Raw genomic sequence first — 22,279 nt, 5'->3', positions numbered from 1 at the left:
TTCCCCGTTCGCGCCGCTACGGCCGTATCGTCATGTTCTCCGGCGGACGCCGGTGACACACGACCAAGTCCGCTACGGCGCCTCCATCGCACTAACCCACGGCTTCATTCGCCGTTGTTATTCGACACGCCAGCGCTATTGTGCGCGGGCGGCGCAGCCGCGGCATTCATCCAATAATTCAGATTATGGGAGAATCGCATGAAATTCATTACAACCTGGAGTGTACCTCAAGGCACCTTCAATGCAGCCGTCAGCCGTTTTCTGGAAACCGGCGGAGCGCCACCCGAAGGCGTCAAGATGCTGGGCCGGTGGCATGGCATGAACGGACAGGGATTTGCGATCTCTGAATCGAGCGATCCAAAGGCGATGTATCGGTGGCTCGCACAGTGGGCTGACTTGCTCCCATTGACCGTCACACCCTGTCTGGAGGATGGCGACGCGGGCGAAGTGATGGCCTCGCTGCCCAAGCGCTAATCGTCAATCCTCATGTCGCTGCCGCTGAAGACCGGCGGCAGTGACATCCCCGGCAGGTCTAAAATGTCGATCTGTCCGGCGGAAGGCGTGGCCGTTCCCGTGGCGGCTTACAGCTAATGTGTTTGCGGGTATTTCGATAGGGCCGTCAGTGACGGCCGCGATTCCTTTAGCGCTCAGGTGGCGGGCGTGGAATCACCCATTGCTCAAGGCGATCGATTGATGCCTCCCGTTCATGCTGGCCCAGCCAAATCGTAAAGAGAACCAGCGCGGCGGCGAGAGCCCCGATGCCGAAATACAGGTTCCTCATGCGCGTTTGAATGCACAGCGCCGGAAATGGTTCCACGCATCACGACTTGCACCGCGCCGCTCCACGAGGAGCGAAGCGACGAAACAATCCAGACGGCCTCCGCGGGTGAAGTCTGGATTGCTTCGCGGAGCCCGTCATCGGGACTTCGCTTCGCGCGCCCCCGGTTGCTCGCCATGACCGCAACCTACGGCCTGATCGAAAAGTTCTCCGGCGGCCCCGCCTTCCGCAACGGCTCGGCCAGCCTCGCGAACTCGCACAGCAGCGACCTTGTCTTCCGGGGATCGATGATCTCCTCGACCCAGAATTTTTCGGCCGAGCGGAACGGCGAGCGCAGCTTGTTCAGCCGTTCCTGGATCTCGTTGAGCTTGCCCGCCTTGTCCTCGGCCGCATCGATGTCGGCGCGGTAGGCGGCTTCGATGCCGCCTTCGAGCGGGAGCGAGCCCCAATAGGCCGAGGGCCAAGCGTAGCGGATCGAGAAGCGGTCGGCCGGCTGATGCACCACGCCGGCGACGCCGAAGGCGTTGCGCAGGATCACGGTGCACCAGGGCACGGTGGTCTGGTTGACCGCGGCCATCGCGCGGACGCCGTGGCGGATGGTGGCCGCCTTCTCGGCATCGAGGCCGATCATGAAGCCCGGGCAGTCCATGAGATAGACGATCGGCAGGTGGAAGGTTTCGGCGAAGTCGACCCAGCGCACCACCTTCTGGCACGCATCCGCGGTCCACGAGCCGCCATAGTGAAAGCTGTCGCTCGCAAGCACCATCACCGCCCTGCCCTCGAGCCGGGCGAGACCGACGATGACAGGCTTGCCGAAATTCTTGGCGACCTCGAAGAACGAGCCCTTGTCGACGACCTGCTCGACGATCGGCCGCATCTTGTAGACCTGCTTGCGGCTGCGCGGCACCGCATTCATCAGCGCTTCTTCGGTGCGCTCCGGATTGTCGGTGCAGGGCAAGGTCGGCGGCAGCTCATAGACCGATGACGGCAGATAAGAGAGGAAACGTCGCGCGCAGGCGAACGCCTCTTCTTCCGTATCGACGGCGTGATCGACCGCGCCGGCGCGAGTCTGGATGTCGGCGCCGCCGAGCTCCTCCTTGGTGAGGTCCTGCCCCAGCGCCTTCACCACCGGCGGCCCCGCGACGAACATCGCGGACTTCCGGGTCATGATGGAATAGTGGCTGGCGGCAAGGCGCGCCGCGCCAAGGCCAGCGACCGAGCCGAGACCGAGCGCGACGACCGGCACGCGCGACAAATTCTCCGTCGTGAAGCGATACCAGCGCGTGCCGCCGATGCCGCCCGGCAGATTGGCTGCGCCCTTGGTCTCGATGGTCTTGACCGAGCCGCCGCCGCCGGAGCCCTCGATGATGCGGACGATGGGCAGCCGGAAATCATGCGCCATCTCCTCCGCCATCAACGGCTTGGCCGAGATCGACGCATCGGCCGAGCCGCCGCGGACGGTGAAATCGTCGCCGACCACGACGACCGTGCGGCCTTCGACGCGCGCGCGGCCGAACACACAGTTCGCCGGCGTCAATTTCTGCAGCTCGCCGCCGGAATCGTACTCACCGATGCCGGAGACGGCACCGATCTCGTGAAAGCTGCCGCTGTCGATCAGTCTGTCGATACGCTCCCGAACAGTCAGTCGGCCCTGGTCATGCTGACGCTTGACCTTGTCAACGCCGCCCATCTCCCGCGCGAAGGCTTCGCGCCGGGCGAGCTCGTCGAGTTCCGGCTTCCAGTTCATTCACTCCCTCCGAATTGATCGGCTTGTTATTGTTATGCACGGCCATTGCGACCGGTTTGCGCGAGAGGCGGTTGTTGAAGACATCACCTTCGGCGCCCTCCATCAGGCTGCCGAGCGAGCGGCCGAGCGCGAGCATCAGCGGCGCGACCTCGGCATGCAGGCGCTGCTCGTCATACATCGACGACAGAAGGCCGATCGTGATGACGACGAAGGTCTGGTACTGCGGCGACCAGATCGGCACCGCGAGCCCGTTGATGTGCGGGCTCCACAAACCGCAGGCCGTGACATAACCGCGCTCGAGCAACGACTGCCTGTTGGCCTCGATGCGGGGCCGCAGGATCTTTGCAGCTTCGGGCGCTTCCCGTTCCATGTCCGTAATGAAGGCATCGCCGACTTCAGGCGCTAGCGCCGCGGTGTAGGCCGCGCCCGCGGCCGTCGAGGCCATCGAGATGCGGCTGCCGGTGCCCTCATGCAGGCCGAGCGCAGTCGCCGAGCGCGCGAACTGGAGATAGACCAGATGGAATCGATCGGGAACGACGAAGCCGACAGTGCCTGGCAATTGCTCGGCGACTTCCTGGAGCCGCTGCCGGATCATGCTGCGCAGCTGCGCGCCCTTCATCATCGAGGCGCTCATCGCCACCGCGCTCGGACCGATGCGATATTTCTGGTCGCGCGGCAGGTACACGAGTTGCCCCATCCGCGTCAGCGTGTGCGTGAGCCGCGACACCGTCGAGCGCGGCAGGCCGCAGCGATTTGAAATCTCGAGATTGCCGAGTCGGGCCTCGTGGCCCTCGAAGCATCGCAACACGTCGAACGCGCGCGACACCACCTGGATGACATCACCCTCGCCGGCATCGCCAGCGAGCGCACCTTGCCTGCTTAACCGCTCCGATCGTCGTCCCATGTTCCCTACCGTTCGTTCCGCTCTGCGGAATTAAATTCCACTTGCAGACGACGCTACCTCAGGCATTTTGCGACGACAACAAAAAGGCGATGGCATGCCAGAAATTAAGATCGTCACGGAGGTCGCGGGTCGCATCTGCGCAACTCCCGTGCAAGTTGGAGGAACCGTTGCGGATGGCGATGACGTTGTAGTCGTCGAAGCTATGAAGATGGAGATACCTGTGCCCTCGCCCGCGAGCGGCACGATCAAATCGCTGCTCGTCAAGCTCGACGACGTCGTCGCCGAAGGACAGGCGATCGCGATCGTCGCGAACTGACTGCATTATCCGTGGCTTCCGCGACAATCTGTCTGCCTCATCGCCGCGTTCGCGGTACGGCGTTGCCATCGCCTGATCGCGATGACATGATCCGTTTCAAACAAAAAACTGTTTCAAACAAAGAATGAAACTCTTCGCGGCAAACGCGAGGATCATTGGAGGGAAACATGCTTCGTGGGCTGACCATGCTCGCGCCTGCCTTGGTTGCGGGCATTTCTTTTGCGTCTACAAGCTATGCAATCGCCGAAGACATCAAGCTGCCGGCGACATTGACGTTCACCGCCTATGACACCGGCACCGCCGGCTTCAACATCGCGGTCGGCGTCGGCAAGATGATGAAGGACAAATACGGCACCGATGTGCGCGTGCTGCCCGCAGGCAACGACGTCGCGCGGCTTGCACCATTGCGCGCCAAGCGTGCGGCGTCATCGGCGATGGGATCCGGTACCTATTTCGCGCAGGAAGGCGTGTTCGAGTTCGGCTCGAAGGAATGGGGCCCGCAGCCGCTCCAGATCATGCTCTCGAGCGTCGATTGCAATTGCGGTTCGCTTGGGGTCGCAGCCGATAGCGGCGTGAAAGATCTGAAAGACCTGAAAGGCAAGCGCGTCGGATTCGTGGTCGGCTCGCCCGCGCTGAACCAGAACTCGCTCGCGGTGCTCGCCTTCGCAGGCCTGACGCAGAAGGACGTCAAGGTCGTCGAGTTCGCGAGCTACGGCGCGATGTGGAAAGGCCTGATCAACAACGACACCGACGCCGCCTTCGGCACCACCATCACCGGCCCTGCCAAGGAAGCCGAGACCTCGCCGCGCGGCCTGGTCTGGCCGCCACTTCCCGCCAAGGACAAGGAAGGCTGGGCGCGGATGCAGAAGGTCGGCTCGTTCTTCTTCCCGCAGACCGCGACCTGCGGTGCCGGCATCACGCCGGACAAGCCGATCGAACTCGGCAACTACCCCTACCCGATCTTCGTCACCTACGCCTCGCAAGCCCCCGACCAGGTCTATGCGATGACCAAGGCGATGATCGTCAGCTACGACGCCTACAAGGATTCCGCACCCGGCGCCGGCGGGCTCGCTGCCGACCGGCAGACCAAGAACTGGGTGGTCCCCGTGCATCCCGGTGCAGTGAAAGCCTTGAAAGAAGCCGGGCAATGGTCCGATGCGCAGGACGCGCACAACAACAAGCTGTTCAAGCGGCAGGAAGTGCTCGGCGCCGCCTGGGCGGACTACGGCAAGTCCAATCCACCGTCGGACGAAAAGGCCTTCCTCGAGGGCTGGATGAAGGCGCGCGCCACGGCGCTGGCCAAGGCCGACATGCCGAACGGGTTTGACTGACCGTCAAGCTGCCTGCCGCAGAACTGTTTGAGGAGAGCGCCGATGTCAGAGACTGCGGCAGCGCCGGCGACGAAGGTTGAGTTCGCAGATCCGCATCTCGGCGCCGCCGCCGATCTGCAGGAAGCCGAAGTCACGCGCGTCCGCACATTGAAGGGCGCGTGGCGCTGGGTGCTGATGGCGGCCACCGCGGCCACCATTCTGTTGTGTGTGAACCAGCAATTCTCGCTGCGCTTCTTCATCGACTACACCCAGCTCAACACCGAATATTTCTACCTGTTGATCGCGTTGATGCTCCCATTCACCTTCCTGATCTTTCCGGGATCGGAGAAGGCGCCGCTCGACCGCATTCCCTGGTATGACCTGCTCCTGTTCGCCGCGACCTTCGGCTCGGCGATCTGGCTGATGCTCAACATCCGCAAGGCCGCGCAATTCGGCTGGGAGTTCGATGGCGCGCCTAGCAGCGTCATCGCCGCCGGGCTGGTGATGTGGTTCGTGCTGATGGAGGCGCTGCGGCGCACCGGCGGCTGGAGCCTGCTGCTCAGCGTGCTGCCCTTCACGCTCTATCCGCTGTTTGCGGACTCTTCCTGGCTCGGCCCGTTCCGCGGCACGCAATCGACGCTGCAGCAGACCACGTCCTATCACATGCTCTCCGGTGAGAGCCTGCTCGGGATTCCGATCCAGGCCTTCGCCGACACCGTGATCGGCTTCCTCGTCTTCGGCACCGCGCTGATGATGACGGGCGCGGGCAAATTCTTCATCAACATCGCCTTCGCGATGTGCGGCACCTTCCGCGGCGGCGCGGCAAAAGTCTGTGTGTTCGCCTCCGGCCTGCTCGGCACCGTCGGCGGCAGCATCGTCTCCAACGTTCTGACCGCCGGAACGATGACGATCCCCGCAATGAAAAAGACCGGCTTCACGCCGTCCTATTCCGGCGCGATCGAGGCCTGCGCCTCGACCGGCGCCGTGCTGGCGCCGCCGGTGCTGGGCGCCACCGCCTTCGTGATGGCGCAGTTCATGAACACCGGCTATGCCGACGTCGCGCTCGCCGCGACCATTCCCTCGATCCTCTATTATGTCGGCCTATTCGCGCAGGTCGACGCTTATGCCGCGCGCCACAAGCTGAAGGGCCTGCCGCGCGCCGAGCTGCCTCGCTTCTGGGACGCGTTCAAAGAGGGCTGGTATTATCTCTTCGTGATCGTCGTGCTCGTGGTGATGCTGCTGTACTTCAAGCGCGAGAGCCACGCGCCGTTCTATGCCTCCGTGCTGCTCGTGATCCTGCATCAATGGTCCGGGCCGGCGCGCTGGAAACACGGCAATACGCTGGTGCTCGCCGGCTCGATCGCGGCAACGGCTGCGATGTTCTGGTTCGGCGTGCTCAACGCCGCGCTGTGGGGCATGTGCCTGCTGGCCGCGCTGAACGAATTCTTCCCCGGCAAGAACTGGGGCGGCGCGCGCTGGCTGCATTTCCTCGAACTCAACGGCAAGACCTTCGTCGAGCTGATCGCGATCCTCGCCGGTTGTGGCCTCTTGATCGGCGCCTTCTCGCTCACCGGCGTGATCTCGAGCCTCGCTAACGACCTGCTCAGCATCGCCGGGGGCGATGCCTTCCTGCTGCTGATCATGTGCGCGATCACCAGCCTGATCCTCGGTCTTGGGCTGACCACGACCTCCTGCTACATCTTCCTGGCCATTCTGGTGGCGCCGGCGCTGGAGAAGCTCGGGCTGAACAAGATGGCCGTGCACATGTTCATCTTCTACTGGGGCATGCTGTCCTCGATCACACCCCCGGTCGCGATCGCCTCCTTCGCGGCGGCCGGCATTGCCGGTGCGCCCGCGATGAAGACGGGCTGGGAGAGCATGTGGGTCGGCAGCATCATCTATTTCATCCCGTTCTTCTTCGTGCTCAATCCGGCGCTGCTGCTTCAGGGCAGCAACCCGTATCTGGAGGCATTCGGGCTGACCGGACTTGCCTGCTTCGGCATCGTCTTCATCTGCGGCGGCATCCAGGGCTATCAAGCCTATGTCGGCGACCTTCGCGGCGCGGGCTTGATGGAGTGGCCTTTGCGGGTGCTGCTGGTGATCGGCGGCTTTGTCGTGGCCACCCCGGGCGGCGGGATCATGCCGCTGTCGCAGATGCAGGTCACGCTGCTGGGCCTCGCGATCCTCGTGCCCACGGTTTTGATCGCCCTGCTGCTGGTCCGGCGGCAGGCCGTGGTGCCGGACGGGTTGCGCGTGCCCTGATTGCGTTGCACAAAGACAGGCGATGACAACCCACTCGCCTGCCGCCTCCGCCTGGACCCGCTCGAAGCCGCCCTTGCTGCGGTTTCTGGGCAATTGTCTCAACGAATTCTCGGCCGAGACCTCCGGCGCCGTCGCCGATTACATCCCCGAGCTGAGCAAGGCCGACCCTGCCCATTTTGGCATCAGCCTCGCGACCCTGGACGGCCACGTCTACGAGGTCGGCGACAGCCGGGTGCCCTTCACCATCCAGTCGATGTCAAAGCCGTTCGTGTTCGCGCTGGCGCTGGACCTCCTGGGCGCCGGCCGCGTCGAGAGCGCGATCGGCGTCGAGCCCTCGGGCGATCCCTTCAACTCGATCCGGCTCAATTCCGAGAATCATCCATTCAACCCGATGGTCAATGCCGGCGCGATCGCCTGCACCGGGCTGATCTATGACAGCAAGGGCCCGGACGCCTTCGAGCAGATCCGGCTTGCGCTCAGCCGTTTTGCGGGGCGCGATCTCGCCGTGGACGAGGCCGTTTACAGCTCGGAGAGCCAGACCGGCGACCGCAACCGCGCCATCGGCTATCTCCTCAAGACCAATGCGGTGATCTCGGACAATGTCGCGGGCGTGCTCGACGTCTATTTCCGGCAATGCGCGGTGCTGGTCACGGCGCGCGACATCGCGGTGATGGCGGCGACGCTCGCCAATCGCGGCGTCAATCCGGTCACGGGCGAGCAGGTGCTGACGCCCTACGCGATCTCGCGCACGCTGTCGGTGATGACGTCGTCGGGGATGTACGACTACGCCGGCGAGTGGATCTACCGGATCGGCATCCCCGCCAAGAGCGGCGTCGGCGGCGGCATCCTCGCGGCCCTTCCTGCCCGGCTCGGGCTCGGCAGCTATTCGCCGAGGCTCGACAAGCATGGCAACAGCGTGCGCGGCATCAAGGTCTGCGAGGCGCTGTCCTCGCATTACGACCTGCACATGCTCAACCGCAGCGACGACGCGCGCAACGCCGTCATCGCCGATTACGACATCGGCAAGAGCCCGTCGCGGCGCGTGCGCCGGCCGCAGGAGCGCGAGATTCTGGCCGGGCACGAGCAGGAGGTGCGGGTCATCGAGCTGGTCGGTACGCTGTCGCTGTCGGCGGTCGACTATGTCTCGCGCCGGCTGGCCGGACAGCCGCGGCCGCAAATCGTGATCTTCGATCTCCACCGCGTCACCTCCACCACCCGCGCCGGGGCGCGGCTCGTTGCCGAGGCGTTCGAGGAGCTGGCGGCGCTGAACGTGACCGTCGTACTGTCGGGGGTCAGGCGTGCGTCGAAGGAATGGGACAGCCTGCGGGAATGGACGGCGGAGCTGAAGAACGTCCGCGACTTCTATTTGCTCGACACCGCGATCGAATGGGCGGAAGACCAGATCGTCTACCGCTATGGCGGCTCGATCGATTTCCACGAGACCACCGAGCTTGCCGAACAGCCGCTGCTATCAGGCATGAGCGAGGAAGAGCTGACCGGCCTCGCCTCGATCTGCACGATCCGGACCTTTCCATCCGGGGCAAAGATCATCACGACCGGCGACCCCGCCGATTTCCTGTTCTTCCTGCGTAGCGGCGCCGTGCATGTCACCCTGCCCGACGGCGTGCGGCTGGCGACGCTGACCGCCGGCATGGCCTTCGGCGAGATGGCGCTGCTGGAGCCGACGCGTTCGGCCGATGTTTTCGCGGACATGGCAGCGACCGCATTCGAGGTGCCGCTGAAGGATTTCGAGCGCTTCCGCAAGCAGCACCCGCGCGCTTCCGAGCGCATCATGCGCAATTTGGCGCAGCTGCTCGCCGACCGCCTGATCGTCGCCAATGCCAAGGTCGACATTCTGACGTCGACGTGAGCGCGCTGATCCGGGTCAGCGGCTCGCGGCTTCGCTCAGTCGCCGCTTGATCTTGGCCGCGCTCGCCTTGAGCAATTCGGACGGCTGCTGGCCGGTCGCGGCGCACAGGCAGGCCCAGTAATAGATGACATCGCCGAGCTCATCGACGAGGCCCGCCTTGTCGAGCCAGTCATCGCGCAGCAGCTTCTTGATGTGGTCGGCCACCTCGCCGGATTCGCCGGCGAGGCCGAGCCCGAGATAGGACAGCCGCTCGTTGGACGGATGCTCATCGACTTTCGCAATGCTCGCGGCCCAGACCGCGTATTCATCGATCGTCATCGGCAGACCTCGCCACAGTTTTTGGATTAGCCCACCACTTCCGTGACGGGCTGGAGATCGATTTCAAAAGTCTCCAGAAATTTCGACGTCATGATGTAGAAGCCGACCGAAAGCTGGAGTTCGACCAGCGCGGCCGGTGTCAGCTTCGATGCGATCGCCTTGAACGTCGCATCCGTCGGCTTCTTCAGCTTCACGATCTCGTCGGTGAAGGCGAGCGCGGCGCGCTGCACCTCATTGAAGCAGGTCGCGGCCTGCCAATTCTCCAGCGTTTCGTTCTGCTCGTCGGTGACGCCGACATTCTTGCCGATGCGCTTGTGCGCGACGATCTCATACGGCGCCTCGCACAAAATGCCGGTGCGGGTGATCGCTAGCTCACGCACGATGGGATCGAGCTCGCCCTTGTGGCGGATGGCTCCGCCGAGCCGGCAATACTGCTCAAAGTAGCTCGGCGAGTGCGCCATCATGCGGAAGATGTTGGCGTTGCGGTTCTTGTCGAGAATTTCGCGGGTGCGGTCGGACGCCTTGAACGGGTCGCTGTAGTTGATACGGGCCATCAGTCACCTTGGGTCTTGGTCTTGTTGTCGTTTTTTCGAGCAGAGGTCCCAAGAGTATTCTCGCACCGGCCCAAGAGCAACATCGTCGCGTGAGGTCATCCCCCTTGTGCGGGGGCCTTCGGCACCGGGAATGGCGTCGAATCGGCGAAGCGCCTGACGATGTTGGTCACCAGCAGGGCTGCCACGTTGTTGTAGCCGTCGACCGGCAACGCGCCGATGAAATTCATCGAGCCGACGGAGAACACCGCACCGCCATTCGGGGTCTCGAAAAAGGTCAGGTCGGAGCGGATGATGTCCTCGCGCGATGCCGGCCAGGTATGGTCGTAGCGCTCTTCGTTGACGGGCTGATAGGTCGGATCAGTGAGGACTGCGCGGCCGACGATGATCGCATGATGCGGGGTGCCAAGGCGCGTGTCCGCCCGATCCAGTTCGTGACCCGCCGCGCCGCCGCCCATGAAGCCGCGCTCGCCAAGCTTGGCACCGGGCTTCGCCAGATCCTCGATCCCCTCGCGCATGAAGGCGACGCGGGAATCGAGAATGCCGTCGAGGAAGGTGTAGGGGAAACCCATATACTCCCCTTGCGTGCTGAAGCCGACGCCGACCAGCGCCTGCGGCGGGCGGCCGAGCCGCCGCCAGAGGCCGCCATAGGACCCGTCGAACGCGTGATAGCTCTCGCCGGGCAGCGTTTCCCAGAGCCGGATGCCGCCCTCGGCGCGGCGCAGCTCGAAAGCCCAGGTGCCTGTCGCATGCGGCACCACTTTCCAGTAGAAGCCGTTGCCGCCGAGATACATGAAGCGGCCGCCATTGCCGAGATAGGCGCCGAGCGCGTCGAGCGTCTCATGGGTGTGATATTCCGGATGCTGCCCGGTCAGAACCACAGAATATTTCGACAGCAGATCGACGCCTTCGGCATGGACGTCGTGATCGGTGATGACTTCGAAGTCGATACCCTTGCGGGTCAGCAGATCGGTGATGGCGCTGTCGGCGGAGATCCAGTAGAGGCCGGAACCGTAGTCGCTGGGATCGACCAGATGGATCTGGTTCACACGCTTGTCGATCAGCGGCCGGCGCATCGTCGACATCACCACGCCGCTGCCGTCAGAGTGGAAGTTGTAGGGCGAGACGCCGTACTCGGGATGACCGTCCGGCGCCTGCGCCAGCGCGCCCCAGGCCAGCGAGCGCTCCGTGATCAGGGCTTGCCTGCCCTTCTTCTGATACTGGCTGTAGACCGTGTAACTGAAGGTCGGCGCGAGAAAAGCCACCTTGGCCTGCGATCCCGGTATCCGGGCGCGGACATAGAAGACGATGTTGTCGCGCGTGCCATCCTTTTCGAGATGCAGTGCGTAGACATCGCTCTTCCAGTCCTCCGGCACGGTGAAGGTCAGCGACGGCTGCCAGCCGGAATCGCCGATATCGTCGTCGTGGAAATGGATCGCCCCCCAGAGCTTGGGTTCTTCTGTCCAGCGATGCGTCACGCCGCCGGTCCAGCGCGACCCCGTCATCGCGCGCGTCGGCAAATTTATGCAGGTGCCGTGCGCCTTGGCAGCGCCGATATCGGTCGCGGAGTCGGTCGGAATGCCGATGGAAAAGTCCCATTCGGCGATCGACGGAGCCGCCGTTCCAGAAGCCTGCACGGCGATGGTGCCGTCAAGGCCGGCGCTGCCATCGGTGATGCGCGGCCGCTCGATCTTGCCGTTGAAATGGTGGACTACGCCCCGGCCTGCGCGCTCCGCTGCAATCGCCGCCGCCCCCGTGCCGGCCAACGCGGCCTTTGGCGCACTCAGCGATTTCGTCGCGCGCTCGTCGCGATCGAGCCTGATCTTGCGCGGTGCCTGTGCGATCGCCAACGATCCGGTTGCCGGGTCGAACACGCACGCGATGTCGTGCCACGCCCGCTCGGTGAGCGCGACGCCGGTCTCGACCTCGATGGTGCCCTCGCCGGTCACGAGCCGGACGAAAGCGCCCGCCTTGCCGACGCCGAGCGTCATTGAGCCGCCTGCGCCGGCCCAATTCAGCACGGCCTGCTGGCCCGCGGCGAGCAAGGTCGGCCAGACAGTCGCGGCAAAGGCGATCGGGCCCGCCGGCAGCGTCAGCGCCGATACATCGACCCATGAGCCCTTGGCGATGGTCTGCTCGATGCCATCGTGCTGGCCTTCCAGGTCCCACTTGACCGGAATCTCGCGATAGCCTGGTCCCCTGGGATTCGGGTCGCCACAGATGATGCGGGCGATCCGCGCCGAATAGCGGCCGCCGCCCTTGACCGCAATCATGAAGTTGATGTCGTCGCCGGAGCGCACGCTCCAGCGGTCCGCATAACCGGTGATCGGAAGCATCGAAAATCCCTCTTCAGGCGCCGCGCACGTTCCAGAACAACGGCAGGCCCTTGAGCATGCCCGTCAGGCTCTTCTTGTAAGCCGTCGGCTGATAGAAGACACCAAGCGGAACATAGGGAACATCGATGAAGCACTGCTGCTGCATCTCGACGCCAATCTTCGTCTGCGTGGCGGCATCGGGCGCGGCGAACCAGGCATCCCGGAGCTGCTCCAGCTTCTCGCTCTTTGCCCAGCCGAAGGTCGCCTTGTCACCGCTGCCGCGGATGAAGTTATGCGCCGAGGGGTTCAGCTGCGTGACGCCCGCAGAGTAAGTGCAGAAGGCGCTATATCCGCCCTTGTCCGGTGTCTCGCGGTTGCCCATGCGCCGCAGCATCGAGCCCCAGTCCATCGCCGCGTAGTCGACATTGAAACCGAGCTTGCGGAACAGATCGGCTGCGACTTCGCTCATCTGCCCGATGACAGGGAAATCGCCCGGCGCCATCAGCAGCACTTTCTCGCCTTTGTAGCCGGCGTCCTTGATGGCTTTGGCCGCCGCGGCGATATCCCGGGGGCCGTTCAGCGCGTCCATGCCGGCATCGTTCGCCATGATGCCGCCGGGCGCGAAGAAGCCGACCCTGTCGCGCCAGAGACTGGTGTCGTCGCCCGCAACCGCGGACATGAATTCCTTCTGGCTGATGGCGGAGAGCACCGCGCGGCGGATGGCCGGGTTGTCGAACGGCGGCTGCGTATGGTTGAAGCGCAGCACGCCGACATTGCCGATGGGGTCGAGCAGTTCGACGGTCAGCGTCTTGTTGCCCTTCAGCTTCGGCAACAGGTCGACGATGGGCTGATCCCACCAGTCGATCTCGCCCTGCTGAAGCGCAGCCGCGGCCGTCGCGGGGTCCGGGATGACCTGCCACTCGACCCGGTCGAAATGCGCGATCTTCGGACCGGCGAGCAGGCTCGGCGTCCCCTCGGGGCGCGGCACATAGCCATCGAAACGCGTATACACCAGGCGCGCGCCGGGCACGTGCTGATCGGCCTGGAATTTGAACGGACCGGAACCGATCAGCTCCTTGACCGGCGTGACGCTATCGGTCTGCGCAAGACGTTCCGGCATGATGAAGGCGATGATGGCACCGACCTTGCCGAGCGCTTCCGGCAACAGCGGAAACGGTGACTTCAGACGCCAGCGCACGGTCTTGTCATCAGGCGCCGAGAGTTCGTCCACCAAATTGAAGAGCGAATTGCCGAAGGCATCGCGCGCGGCCCAACGTTTCAGGCTCGCCACCACATCGCGCCCGCGTACGGGCTCTCCGTCGTGGAATTTCAAGCCGTCGCGCAACGTCATCATCCAGAGCTTGCCGTCGTTCTCGACGGTATGGCCGGCGACCATCTGCGGCTGAACCTGGAATTTCTCATCCACGCCGTAGAGCGTGTCCCAGATCAGAAAGCCGTGGTTGCGGTTGACGAGGCCGGTCGTGATCATCGGATCGAGGATGGCCGCATCGGCCTGCGGCACGAAGCGCAGCACGCGCGAACCTTGCGCGCGGGCCAGCCGCGGCATCGCAAGACTCGAGCCCAGGGCGACGCCGAGACCGGCGCCCAGTGTGGATCGGAGCAGGTCTCGACGGCGCATGCTATGGTCTCCTCAAGGGGTTACGCAGATGGACGTGTCTCGGCAAGCTTGGCCTCGGCGCTGAGCAAGGTCCGCGCGAACAGGTCGAGCGCCTCGTCAACTCCGGCTTCGTCGATGATCAGCGGCGGGCAGAACCCGATCGTGTCGCCCATCGCGCGGATGATCAGGCCATTCTCGATTGCGAGCGCATCGAACATCGCGCCGACCTTCAGCGCGGGATCGAAGGCCTGCCGCGTCGCGGGGTCCGCGACCAGCTCGACCCCGATCATCAGTCCCTCGCCCCTCACCTGGCCGACGATGCGCGAATCCCGCGCGATCTGCTCCAGTCCGGCGCGGAGCCTCGAGCCCATGCGGCGGACGTGCGGCACCACATCCATCTCGTGATATATCTTCAGCGTTTCGAGCGCGATCGCCGCGCCAACCGGGTGCCCGGAATTGGTGAAACCGTGGCCGAACAGCTCGCCGCCCTTGTTCATCTCGCTGAGCGCGTCCCGGATCGGACGGCCCAGCAACACGGCCGACATCGGGAAATAGGACGAGGTGATGCCCTTGGCGAGCGCCACCATGTCCGGCTTCATGCCGACCGTCTGGCAGCCGAACCAGTTGCCGGTGCGGCCGAAGCCGCAGACCACCTCGTCACCAAGCACCAGGATGTCGTGACGGCGCAGCACGGCCTCGATCTCAGCGAAATATCCCTTCGGCGGCACGACGATGCCGCCGCCGGCGTTGATCGGCTCGGCGATGAAGGCTGCGATCGTATCGGGTCCCTCGGCCATGATCATTGCTTCGAGATCGGCTGCGAGCCGGTCGACAAACGCCGCCTCGCTTTCGCCTGGTCTGGTGCCGCGATAGGCGTCCGGGCAATGCGTATGCAGGAAGCCATCGAGCGGAAGACCGAATTCGCGGTGCATGCGGGGCAGACCGCACATCGAAGCAGCAACGATCGTCGAGCCGTGGAACCCGCGATCGCGGGCGATGATCTTGCGCTTTCCGGGCTTGCCGCGAACCGCGTGATACACCCAGGCGAGCTTCACCATCGTCTCGGTGGCTTCCGAGCCTGACGTTGCGAAATATGCTTGAGCATCCGGGATCGGCGAGATCTCGACCAGCTTCTCGGCGAGGTCGATCGTGTTGTCCGGCGTCTTGTGATTGAAGCTGTGATAGAAGCCGAATTTGTCGTAGGCGGCCGCTGCTGCCGCTTTCAGGCGCGTCTCGGAAAAGCCGAGCGAGGTACACCAGAGCCCGGCCATCGCTTCCAGATAACGCTTGCCGTTCGCGTCAAAGACATGGACGCCCTCGCCGCGCGCCATGATCAGCGGTCCGATTTCTGCATGTCGCTGAGGGTTGGTCTGCGAGTGCAGATGGAACGCGATGTCACGCGCCTCGGCTGAATTCGGCTTGCTGTCGAACACGCGCGCAGCCTCCATCGTCCCACCGACAGAGTATTCCCAACCCCGGTCGCGCGAAACTGGTCAGTCCAAATTGGTCTGACCAGCTTGGCTTTCGAGCGGCAGCTTGTCAAACTCAAAAAAAGGACTGATGAGCACGAAGATGTTGCACGATCCCCCGTCCAAGCCTGAACGCAGCTTCGAGATCGTTGCCCGGCGCATTGCTGCGATGATCCAGGCGAGTTACCGGATCGGCCAGCGCCTGCCGGCAGAGCGCGATCTCGCGAAGACGTTTGGCGTGTCGAGGCCGACGGTGCGCGAGGCCATCCTGTCGCTGGCAATGGCCGGCATGCTGAAGGTGCGCAGTAACAGCGGCGTCTATGTGATCAGTCGTCAGGAGGCACCTGACGTGCACGTGCTCGAAGGTTTTGGGCCATTCGAGAACCTGGAGGCGCGCCAGCTGATCGAACCGCAGATCGCGGCGATCGCGGCGCAGCGCGGCTCCGAGGCCGCCTTCGCGCAGCTCGCCGAAGCGCTCGCGATGATGCGCTGGGAACATGCGCAGGGACGCGAGGCCGACACGTCGGACCACCGCTTCCACATGGTGCTGGCCGAGGCGACCGGGAACGGCGCGCTGGTTTCGATCAGCGACTCGCTGTGGCGCGCACAGACCGAGTCCGGCATCTGGCAGGAGATTCACAACCACATGCAGATGGAGGACTACCGGCCCATGTGGCGCAGGGATCACGAGGCCATCTTCGAAGCGGTTCAAGCGAGGAACCCACGCAAGGCGAGCCACGCCATGACGCGTCACCTCACCAACATCAGGGATGCGCTGATGGAGGCTTCGAAGGCCAAATCGATGGCCACAAAGAAACCCGCGAATTCTCGCGGGAAAATCCGATGATTTGTCGCGGTTGAAGAAAGTTGCCGCAAACCCTGTGCTGCGCTACCGCAACAGCAACATCATCGAGTCAAAATGCCGCCGCATTGCTGATCGACCTTGGCACAGTCGATATTCGCCGTGTGGGGACAAATCACGGTGAATACTCGCAAGGGGTGTTCCGAGTAAAAACAATTGACCGTCGGGTGCGCAGTGCGCGCAACGATGAGTCACGCCCAAGTCTAGGGAGAATAGGCATGAAGGAAGCCACCAAGGGGGCGGCCTCGGGAGCGCTCGCGCATATGCTGGCGGTGACGGCGATGCTAGTCATCGCCAGCATCTTGTTCTACGGGCGTTAGCGAAAGAGTTGCGTAGAGTGTTTTCGTCATTCCGGGGTGGCTCTCGCACAAGCCAGGCCCAGAATCCCGTTCCAGGCTCGGTCCCTCGGACCGCCCCCGAATGACGAATCCTACTATTTCCCTTTGCTGAAAAACGGCACGAGCTTGCCGGCGAACGTCGGGAAGCTCGCAGTGACCTCATCGCCGATAGCTAGATTCGTCTCGCCGTGCGCCATCATGCGAAATCCCTCGGCGCAATCGACCAGCAGGATGTTGTAGGGCACGTGCGCCCGGGTCTCGGGCGTGGCGGCGCGGCAGACCAGCGAGGTCGCGTAGACCCTGCCCTTGCCGCTCGCGCGCGCATCTCGCGGATCGGGCGCGCCGCAGGCCGCGCAGAAGGCGCGATGGAAATACTGCACATGGCCGCATGCGCCGCAGGTCTGAAAGGTGATGGCCTGCTCACCCTTGGTCCAGTCCGCGATTCGTTCGCTCATCGCACGCGCTCCAGAAACATGCTCACATGGGACGACAGCACGCCGCCGTCGCCGTGCAGCAGCGCGATCGATGCGTCGCGCACCTGGCGGCTAGCCGCCCGCCCCGTCATCTGCAAATGCGCCTCGACCAGATGCGCCATGGCGCCGCCGACGCCGCAATGGCCATAGCTGAGCAGGCCGCCATGGGTGTTGAGCGGCATCGCGCCGTCGCGGCTGAAATGACCTGATCGCACGCGCGCAGCCGCCTCGCCGCGGCCGGCGAGGCCGAGGTCTTCCAGCAGCATGGCGAGCGTGATCGTAAAGCTGTCGTAGATCGCGGCGTAGCGCACGTCGGAGATCGCAAGGCCGGTGGCCTCCTTGGCGCGGGCGATGGAGATTTCAGCACCGAGCTCGCTGAGTGCTGGCGCGGCCGTCACGTGCTGATGGGTATGCGCCTGGGCGCAGCCGCGGATGCGCACGCCGGCCTAGCCGGTCCGCTCACGGCTGATGACGAAGGCCGCGCCGCCGTCCGACACCGGGCAGCAGTCCAGCAGCTTGAGCGGCATTGCCACCGGCTTCGACGCCATGACATCGGCGACCGTGATGGGATCGTGGAATTGCGCGCCGGGATGGGTGCAGGCATGCGCGCGCATCAGCACCGCGAATTCGGCGAGGTCCTCTTCCGTCACGCCGTATTCGTGCATGTAGCGCGTGGCGACCAGGCCGTAATAGGCGGGAATGGTCGGGCCGAGCGGCACCTCGTAGTCGGGATGACCCACCTGCGCCAAAGCCTGGATCGAAGCGTCGCGGCTCTGCCCGGTGAGCCGGTTCTCGCCGGCGACGACGAGGACGTTGCGCGCGACGCCCGCCTCGACGAGGTGATGGGCCAGCATGGTCATAGCAAGGCCCGTCGCGCCGCCGACCTGCACGGCATGCGCGTAAGACGGGCGGATGCCAAAATGCTCGGCGAAGACGGTCGCCAGCATGATGTGCGGCGACACGGTGGAGTAGCCGCAGAGGATGCCGTCGATGTCCGAACGCTTCAGCCCGGCATCGTCGAGCGCGGCTTGCGCGGCCCGGCTCATCAGGTCGAGCGAGGATGAGCCTTCGTGCTTGCCGTAGGGCGTGAGGCCGACGCCGGTGATGAAGCTCATGGTGACTTTCGTGCTCCTGCGATCTGGTAGCGGCGCGCTACTGCAACACCATCTCTACCCGGCGGTTCCGCGCACGGCCCGTGTCGGTTACGTTGTTACCGAGCGGCGCATAGCTGGCGACGCCGGCCGCCGACAGCCGCTTCGGGTCAACCTTGTACGTCGTCGCCAGGGCATCCACGACCGTTTGCGCCCGTGCTTTCGACAGGGCCAGATTGGCGTCCAGCGCGCCCTGGTTGTCGGTGTGCCCGACAATATGGACCTTGAGAGATCCATCGGATTGGAGCAACTGTGCCATCTGGTCGAGTTGAGCTTTCGACTCCGGCTTGATGACGGATTTGCCCGTATCGAAGTACAGGCCGTACAGCGCCACCTTGCCCTCGGCCTGCAAGCCCTTCGTCAGGGCCTTCACGTCCACCACCACCTTGTCGGACTCCATCGCCTTGGCCTCGACGATCTCCACGATGGTGGCCACGTACTTGCCGGACAGCGCAACCGTTCCCGGCTTGGCCGTGACAATCGCGACATGCAGCATTGCACCGGATGCGTTCACGGTCCCGTACCAGTACCGTTCGGTCCCGGGCTCCTGCCATTGCTGGAGCAAGGTGATGGGGGTCCACCCTTCAAGCTGGGCCTTTGGCAGCGACGGATTAGCCAGAAGCCTGCGAAGCTGGCCGAAGTCGCGCGCCCCGCAGTCCTCGGCGCAGCTATCCTGCCTGGCCGCGCCAGCGCGCTCCAACGCCTGCTCGTAGTTGCGCTGAACTTCCAGCGCCGATTTGCCGGCCGGTGCAAGGTAGAACAAGCGAGTCACACGGCCCTCGACTTTCACGACCTCGCCATTCTGGCTCCCGCGCGGCATCCCGACCTGATCGAAGCCCTGGGCGTCCTGCGCCACCAGCCAGGAGCCGGCATAGCGACTGATCAGCGCGTGGTCGCGGGCATCGGGCGCATCGGCCGGCATCGCAGCACGAGCGACGGCAGGCGCGAGCACGATGCTGCACGCAATCATGAGCAGACGGGTGAAGACGATCATGAGAAGGTCCGTTTACGAGTTCGGGGAGCGACGGGAGCTTGATCCAGGCCCAGAGATCTTGTCCAACAATGGATACATTTTCACGACTGCGCCGCCGCAGAGCACGAATCGACATAGCCAATCCCTACTGGCCGGCAATAGCCCCGGTGACACCGTCGCGCACCATGGCGGCGATTTCGTCCGGGGAGTAGCCGACCTCGCGCAGAATCTCCGCGCCGTGCTCGTTCAGCCGCGGCGCGAGCCGCACCGGCTCCGCCTCGGTCTCTGACCAGGTCGCCGTCACCTTCATGCTGCGGATCGGGCCTTCGGTCGGATGGTTCACGACCGGGAAGAAGCCGGTGGCTTCCAGATGCTCGTCGTGCAGGATGGACGCGAGGTCGTGCATCGGCATCACAGGCACGTCGGCCTTGGTCAGCAAATCGATCCACTCGGCCGTGGTGCGGGTCTCGAAAATGCGCGCGAGCTCGGCATAGACGACGTCGATATTGGCGGCACGGCCGGCGAAGGTCGCGAATTTGGGATCGGCGCGCAGATCGTCGCGGCTCGTTGCCTTGAAGAAATTCTCCCACTGCTTGTCGTTGTAGACGATGACGCTGAGATAGCCGTCCGAGGTCTTGTAGGGCCGGCGGTCGCGCGAGAGGTGGCGGGCATAGCCGCCCTTGTCGAGCGGCGGCTCGTAGGTGAGCCCGCCCATGTGGTCGCCCATGACGAACCCGGCCATGGTCTCGAACATCGGGATGTCGACGCGCTGGCCGCGTCCGGTGCGATCCCGATGCACGAGGCTGGCGCAGATCGCGCCGACCGCAGTGAGACCGACGATGCGGTCGACCAGCGCGTTGGGCACGTAGCGCGGCACGCCGTCACCGGTCTGCGCCATCAAGGCGGGGAGCGCCGTCGCACCCTGGATCAAATCGTCATAGGCGGGCTTTGCTGCATAGGGCCCGTCCTGACCAAAGCCGAACACCCCGGCATAGACGAGGCGCGGGTTGATTGCGGCGACGACGTCGTAGCCGAGCTGAAGCCGCGCCATCGCCTGCGGGCGGACATTGTAGACGAGAACGTCAGCGTCCTTCAGCAGCCGCAGCACGGCCTCTCGGCCGGCGGGCTTCTTCAGATCGAGACAGATCGAGCGCTTGCTGCGGTTGGTGTTGAGGAACACCGGGCCCATGCCGGCATGGCGCATCGGACCGATCAGGCGGGTGACGTCGCCGTCGAGCGGTTCCACCTTGATCACGTCGGCACCGTAATCGCCGAGCATCTGGGTCGCATAGGGACCCATCAGCACGGTGGTCATATCCACGACCTTGATGCCCTTCAGCGGCCCCATCCGTTCGCTCCCGATTGCGTGGGCTCAACCTGGCCCTGCGATTTCGGTCCAGCTAAGGGCAGCGACGCCGCGCGCGCAAGGGCGGCCGGGGTATGGCCGCATGCGCAGGCCGATGCGGCCGCTATTTCTTCTGGCGGGATTCGCGGATCTTGATGAGACGGTCGAGCTCATCGTTCTGCTGGTTGATCCGGTCGGCGATCCGCGACTCGTTCTGCTCGCCGGAGGCGGCCGCGGCCTGCTCGATGAGCTGCCGGATATTGTCCTCGAGGATCGCGATACGATCGTTGAGTGCGTCTATCGACAGCGAGTCTTCGTAATCATTGCCCATGATGCATTCCCTGCCAATCAATGAAGAGCCGCAGGATGGGCAAAGCGTAGCGTGCCCACCATGATCTAGCGCAACAAAAAGGTGGGCACGGCGCAAACGCGCCTTTGCCCACCCTACGAGACCTTACTTCAGCGGCTCCAGCACGGAAACGTAATTCGCCACCGCTGCGCCGCCCATGTTGAAGATGCCGCCAAGCTTGGCGTTCTTGAGCTGCATGCCCTCGGGCGCCTGGCCAGCGAGCTGCATCGCGGTCATCACGTGCATGGAGACGCCGGTGGCGCCGATCGGGTGGCCCTTGGCCTTCAGGCCGCCGGACGGATTGACCGGCAGCTTGCCGTCCTTGAGGGTCCAGCCTTCCTTGATGGCGCGGGCACCCTGCCCCTTCGGCGTCAGGCCCATCGCTTCGTACTCGATCAGCTCGGCGACGGTGAAGCAGTCATGGGTCTCGACGAAGGAGAGATCGGTGAGCGCAACGCCCGCCTTCTCCAGCGCGCGCTGCCAGGCGACCGTGCAGCCCTCGAACTGGAGGATGTCGCGCTTGGACATCGGCAGGAAGTCCTGGGCGTGCGCGGTGGCGCGGAAGCCGATCGACTTGCTCATGCCCTTGGCGGTCTCGGCATCGGCCAGCACCAGCGCCGCGGCGCCGTCGGAGACCAGCGAGCAGTCGGTACGCTTCAGGGGACCCGCGACGTAGGGGTTCTTCTCGCTCTCGGCGCGGCAGAACTCGAAGCCAAAATCCTTGCGCATCTGGGCGAAGGGGTTGGCGACGCCGTTCTTGTGGTTCTTGGCCGCGATCAGCGCCAGCGCATCGGACTGGTCGCCGTATTTCTGGAAATAGGAGCTGGCGATCTTGCCGAACACGCCGGCGAAGCCGCCGACGGTGTCGCCGTCTTCCGGCAGATAGGACGCCTTGAGCAGGTTCTTGCCGATCTCCGGACCCGGGGTGCGGGTCATCTGCTCGACGCCGACGACGAGCACGATCCTGGCCGCGCCTGCGTCGATCGCACGCAGGCCCTGATGGACCGCGGCGGAGCCGGTGGCGCAGGCGTTCTCGACGCGGGTCGTCGGCTTGAAGCGCAGCTTCGGGTCGGCCTGGAGCACCAGCGAGGCGGTAAAATCCTGCGGCGAGAAACCGGCGTTGAAATGGCCGAGCACGATCTCATCGACGTCGGACGCGGAAATGCCGGCATCGGCCATCGCCTCATTGGCCACGCGGGTGACGAGGCTTTCGACGGTCTCGGTGTCGAACTTGCCGAACGGCGTATGCGCCCATCCGACGATGCTGGCGGTCATGGTCATCTCCCTGGGGTCTCTTACTGACCTAAGTCTTAGCCCACCAACCGCAAGA

The 22,279-nt window shown here is 64.4% G+C and carries 18 protein-coding genes and 1 pseudogene; 6 read left to right on the top strand and 13 right to left on the bottom strand.

All coding sequences use genetic code 11. The features are described 5' to 3' along the window. The first annotated feature begins 198 nt into the window (after positions 1–198). The gene (locus ABIB95_RS03780) at positions 199–474 is read left to right on the top strand and encodes a DUF3303 domain-containing protein (RefSeq protein ID WP_038941960.1); all 276 of its coding nucleotides are present in this window, start codon (positions 199–201) and stop codon (positions 472–474) included. A 491-nt stretch (positions 475–965) separates the two neighbouring features. Here ABIB95_RS03780 and ABIB95_RS03775 read toward each other — a convergent pair whose 3' ends face one another. Continuing rightward, entirely contained in the window at positions 966–2,525 is a 1,560-nt protein-coding gene (locus tag ABIB95_RS03775; protein WP_354237950.1) for an acyl-CoA carboxylase subunit beta, read from the bottom strand. After that, positions 2,455–3,429: an IclR family transcriptional regulator gene (locus ABIB95_RS03770; RefSeq protein ID WP_354237949.1), complete on the bottom strand. Its 975-nt coding sequence runs from the start codon at positions 3,427–3,429 to the stop codon at positions 2,455–2,457. Before ABIB95_RS03770 ends, ABIB95_RS03775 begins: the two co-directional genes overlap by 71 nt. Positions 3,430–3,523: 94 nt before the next feature. Between ABIB95_RS03770 and ABIB95_RS03765 the strand changes: the two genes are divergently transcribed. The 4 genes from ABIB95_RS03765 (at position 3,524) to glsA (ending at position 9,187) form a co-directional block, all read left to right on the top strand. Then, positions 3,524–3,745 carry an acyl-CoA carboxylase biotin carboxyl carrier protein subunit gene (locus ABIB95_RS03765; RefSeq protein WP_135214343.1) on the top strand — a complete coding sequence of 74 codons (222 nt, stop codon included), beginning with the start codon at positions 3,524–3,526 and terminating at the stop codon, positions 3,743–3,745. A 167-nt stretch (positions 3,746–3,912) separates the two neighbouring features. Further along, positions 3,913–5,076 carry a TAXI family TRAP transporter solute-binding subunit gene (locus tag ABIB95_RS03760; protein WP_354237948.1) on the top strand — a complete coding sequence of 388 codons (1,164 nt, stop codon included), beginning with the start codon at positions 3,913–3,915 and terminating at the stop codon, positions 5,074–5,076. A gap of 42 nt (positions 5,077–5,118) precedes the next feature. Next, the gene (locus ABIB95_RS03755; protein ID WP_354237947.1) at positions 5,119–7,317 is read left to right on the top strand and encodes a TRAP transporter permease; all 2,199 of its coding nucleotides are present in this window, start codon (positions 5,119–5,121) and stop codon (positions 7,315–7,317) included. A 22-nt stretch (positions 7,318–7,339) separates the two neighbouring features. Further along, positions 7,340–9,187, top strand: coding sequence for a glutaminase A (gene glsA, locus ABIB95_RS03750; RefSeq protein WP_354237946.1), 1,848 nt, complete (start codon positions 7,340–7,342; stop codon positions 9,185–9,187). A gap of 15 nt (positions 9,188–9,202) precedes the next feature. Here glsA and ABIB95_RS03745 read toward each other — a convergent pair whose 3' ends face one another. From ABIB95_RS03745 to ABIB95_RS03725, 5 genes are all read right to left on the bottom strand, one after another. Further along, positions 9,203–9,505 (bottom strand): nucleoside triphosphate pyrophosphohydrolase family protein, encoded by a 303-nt coding sequence (locus ABIB95_RS03745; protein ID WP_014495972.1) that lies wholly within the window; start codon positions 9,503–9,505, stop codon positions 9,203–9,205. Between the two features lie 26 nt (positions 9,506–9,531). After that, positions 9,532–10,059 carry a carboxymuconolactone decarboxylase family protein gene (locus ABIB95_RS03740; protein WP_354237945.1) on the bottom strand — a complete coding sequence of 176 codons (528 nt, stop codon included), beginning with the start codon at positions 10,057–10,059 and terminating at the stop codon, positions 9,532–9,534. A 95-nt stretch (positions 10,060–10,154) separates the two neighbouring features. Next, entirely contained in the window at positions 10,155–12,392 is a 2,238-nt protein-coding gene (locus tag ABIB95_RS03735; RefSeq protein ID WP_354237944.1) for a N,N-dimethylformamidase beta subunit family domain-containing protein, read from the bottom strand. Positions 12,393–12,405: 13 nt separating this feature from the next. Then, positions 12,406–14,010 (bottom strand): ABC transporter substrate-binding protein, encoded by a 1,605-nt coding sequence (locus tag ABIB95_RS03730; protein WP_354237943.1) that lies wholly within the window; start codon positions 14,008–14,010, stop codon positions 12,406–12,408. A gap of 20 nt (positions 14,011–14,030) precedes the next feature. After that, positions 14,031–15,437 (bottom strand): aspartate aminotransferase family protein, encoded by a 1,407-nt coding sequence (locus ABIB95_RS03725; RefSeq protein WP_354237942.1) that lies wholly within the window; start codon positions 15,435–15,437, stop codon positions 14,031–14,033. A gap of 112 nt (positions 15,438–15,549) precedes the next feature. Between ABIB95_RS03725 and ABIB95_RS03720 the strand changes: the two genes are divergently transcribed. Next, a complete protein-coding gene (locus tag ABIB95_RS03720; protein WP_208086263.1) occupies positions 15,550–16,305 on the top strand; it encodes a FadR/GntR family transcriptional regulator in 756 nt (251 codons plus the stop codon). 448 nt (positions 16,306–16,753) lie between these two features. Here the strand turns inward: ABIB95_RS03720 and ABIB95_RS03715 are convergent, their stop codons facing one another. From ABIB95_RS03715 to ABIB95_RS03690, 6 genes and pseudogenes are all read right to left on the bottom strand, one after another. Next, the gene (locus tag ABIB95_RS03715; RefSeq protein ID WP_354237941.1) at positions 16,754–17,113 is read right to left on the bottom strand and encodes a Zn-ribbon domain-containing OB-fold protein; all 360 of its coding nucleotides are present in this window, start codon (positions 17,111–17,113) and stop codon (positions 16,754–16,756) included. After that, positions 17,110–18,246: pseudogene (locus ABIB95_RS03710) on the bottom strand (thiolase family protein). Before ABIB95_RS03710 ends, ABIB95_RS03715 begins: the two are co-directional and overlap by 4 nt. A gap of 37 nt (positions 18,247–18,283) precedes the next feature. Continuing rightward, on the bottom strand, positions 18,284–19,276 hold the full coding sequence (locus ABIB95_RS03705) for an OmpA family protein (protein WP_354237940.1): 993 nt from the start codon (positions 19,274–19,276) through the stop codon (positions 18,284–18,286). 124 nt (positions 19,277–19,400) lie between these two features. Beyond that, positions 19,401–20,603 carry a CaiB/BaiF CoA transferase family protein gene (locus ABIB95_RS03700; RefSeq protein ID WP_354237939.1) on the bottom strand — a complete coding sequence of 401 codons (1,203 nt, stop codon included), beginning with the start codon at positions 20,601–20,603 and terminating at the stop codon, positions 19,401–19,403. A 121-nt stretch (positions 20,604–20,724) separates the two neighbouring features. Continuing rightward, positions 20,725–20,931, bottom strand: a complete 207-nt coding sequence (locus ABIB95_RS03695) for a hypothetical protein (RefSeq protein WP_014495977.1) — start codon at positions 20,929–20,931, stop codon at positions 20,725–20,727. Between the two features lie 123 nt (positions 20,932–21,054). Further along, positions 21,055–22,224: an acetyl-CoA acetyltransferase gene (locus ABIB95_RS03690; protein ID WP_063983845.1), complete on the bottom strand. Its 1,170-nt coding sequence runs from the start codon at positions 22,222–22,224 to the stop codon at positions 21,055–21,057. Between the last annotated feature and the right edge of the window lie 55 nt (positions 22,225–22,279).

Source organism: Bradyrhizobium sp. LA2.1 (assembly GCF_040547725.1).
GTDB classification, from domain to species: Bacteria; Pseudomonadota; Alphaproteobacteria; order Rhizobiales; family Xanthobacteraceae; genus Bradyrhizobium; species Bradyrhizobium barranii.
This window is presented reverse-complemented; position numbering and strand designations above follow the sequence as displayed.

Bases quoted from the DNA above. Each gene is read 5' to 3' on its own strand.
- ABIB95_RS03725 (WP_354237942.1), bottom strand. From the start codon at position 15,437: ATGGAGGCTGCGCGCGTGTTCGACAGCAAGCCGAATTCAGCCGAGGCG.
- ABIB95_RS03755 (WP_354237947.1), top strand. From the start codon at position 5,119: ATGTCAGAGACTGCGGCAGCGCCGGCGACGAAGGTTGAGTTCGCAGAT.
- ABIB95_RS03735 (WP_354237944.1), bottom strand. From the start codon at position 12,392: ATGCTTCCGATCACCGGTTATGCGGACCGCTGGAGCGTGCGCTCCGGC.
- glsA (WP_354237946.1), top strand. From the start codon at position 7,340: ATGACAACCCACTCGCCTGCCGCCTCCGCCTGGACCCGCTCGAAGCCG.
- ABIB95_RS03695 (WP_014495977.1), bottom strand. From the start codon at position 20,931: ATGGGCAATGATTACGAAGACTCGCTGTCGATAGACGCACTCAACGAT.
- ABIB95_RS03740 (WP_354237945.1), bottom strand. From the start codon at position 10,059: ATGGCCCGTATCAACTACAGCGACCCGTTCAAGGCGTCCGACCGCACC.
- ABIB95_RS03730 (WP_354237943.1), bottom strand. From the start codon at position 14,010: ATGCGCCGTCGAGACCTGCTCCGATCCACACTGGGCGCCGGTCTCGGC.
- ABIB95_RS03720 (WP_208086263.1), top strand. From the start codon at position 15,550: ATGAGCACGAAGATGTTGCACGATCCCCCGTCCAAGCCTGAACGCAGC.
- ABIB95_RS03700 (WP_354237939.1), bottom strand. From the start codon at position 20,603: ATGGGGCCGCTGAAGGGCATCAAGGTCGTGGATATGACCACCGTGCTG.
- ABIB95_RS03715 (WP_354237941.1), bottom strand. From the start codon at position 17,113: ATGAGCGAACGAATCGCGGACTGGACCAAGGGTGAGCAGGCCATCACC.
- ABIB95_RS03770 (WP_354237949.1), bottom strand. From the start codon at position 3,429: ATGGGACGACGATCGGAGCGGTTAAGCAGGCAAGGTGCGCTCGCTGGC.
- ABIB95_RS03760 (WP_354237948.1), top strand. From the start codon at position 3,913: ATGCTTCGTGGGCTGACCATGCTCGCGCCTGCCTTGGTTGCGGGCATT.
- ABIB95_RS03745 (WP_014495972.1), bottom strand. From the start codon at position 9,505: ATGACGATCGATGAATACGCGGTCTGGGCCGCGAGCATTGCGAAAGTC.
- ABIB95_RS03690 (WP_063983845.1), bottom strand. From the start codon at position 22,224: ATGACCGCCAGCATCGTCGGATGGGCGCATACGCCGTTCGGCAAGTTC.
- ABIB95_RS03775 (WP_354237950.1), bottom strand. From the start codon at position 2,525: ATGAACTGGAAGCCGGAACTCGACGAGCTCGCCCGGCGCGAAGCCTTC.
- ABIB95_RS03705 (WP_354237940.1), bottom strand. From the start codon at position 19,276: ATGATCGTCTTCACCCGTCTGCTCATGATTGCGTGCAGCATCGTGCTC.
- ABIB95_RS03765 (WP_135214343.1), top strand. From the start codon at position 3,524: ATGCCAGAAATTAAGATCGTCACGGAGGTCGCGGGTCGCATCTGCGCA.
- ABIB95_RS03780 (WP_038941960.1), top strand. From the start codon at position 199: ATGAAATTCATTACAACCTGGAGTGTACCTCAAGGCACCTTCAATGCA.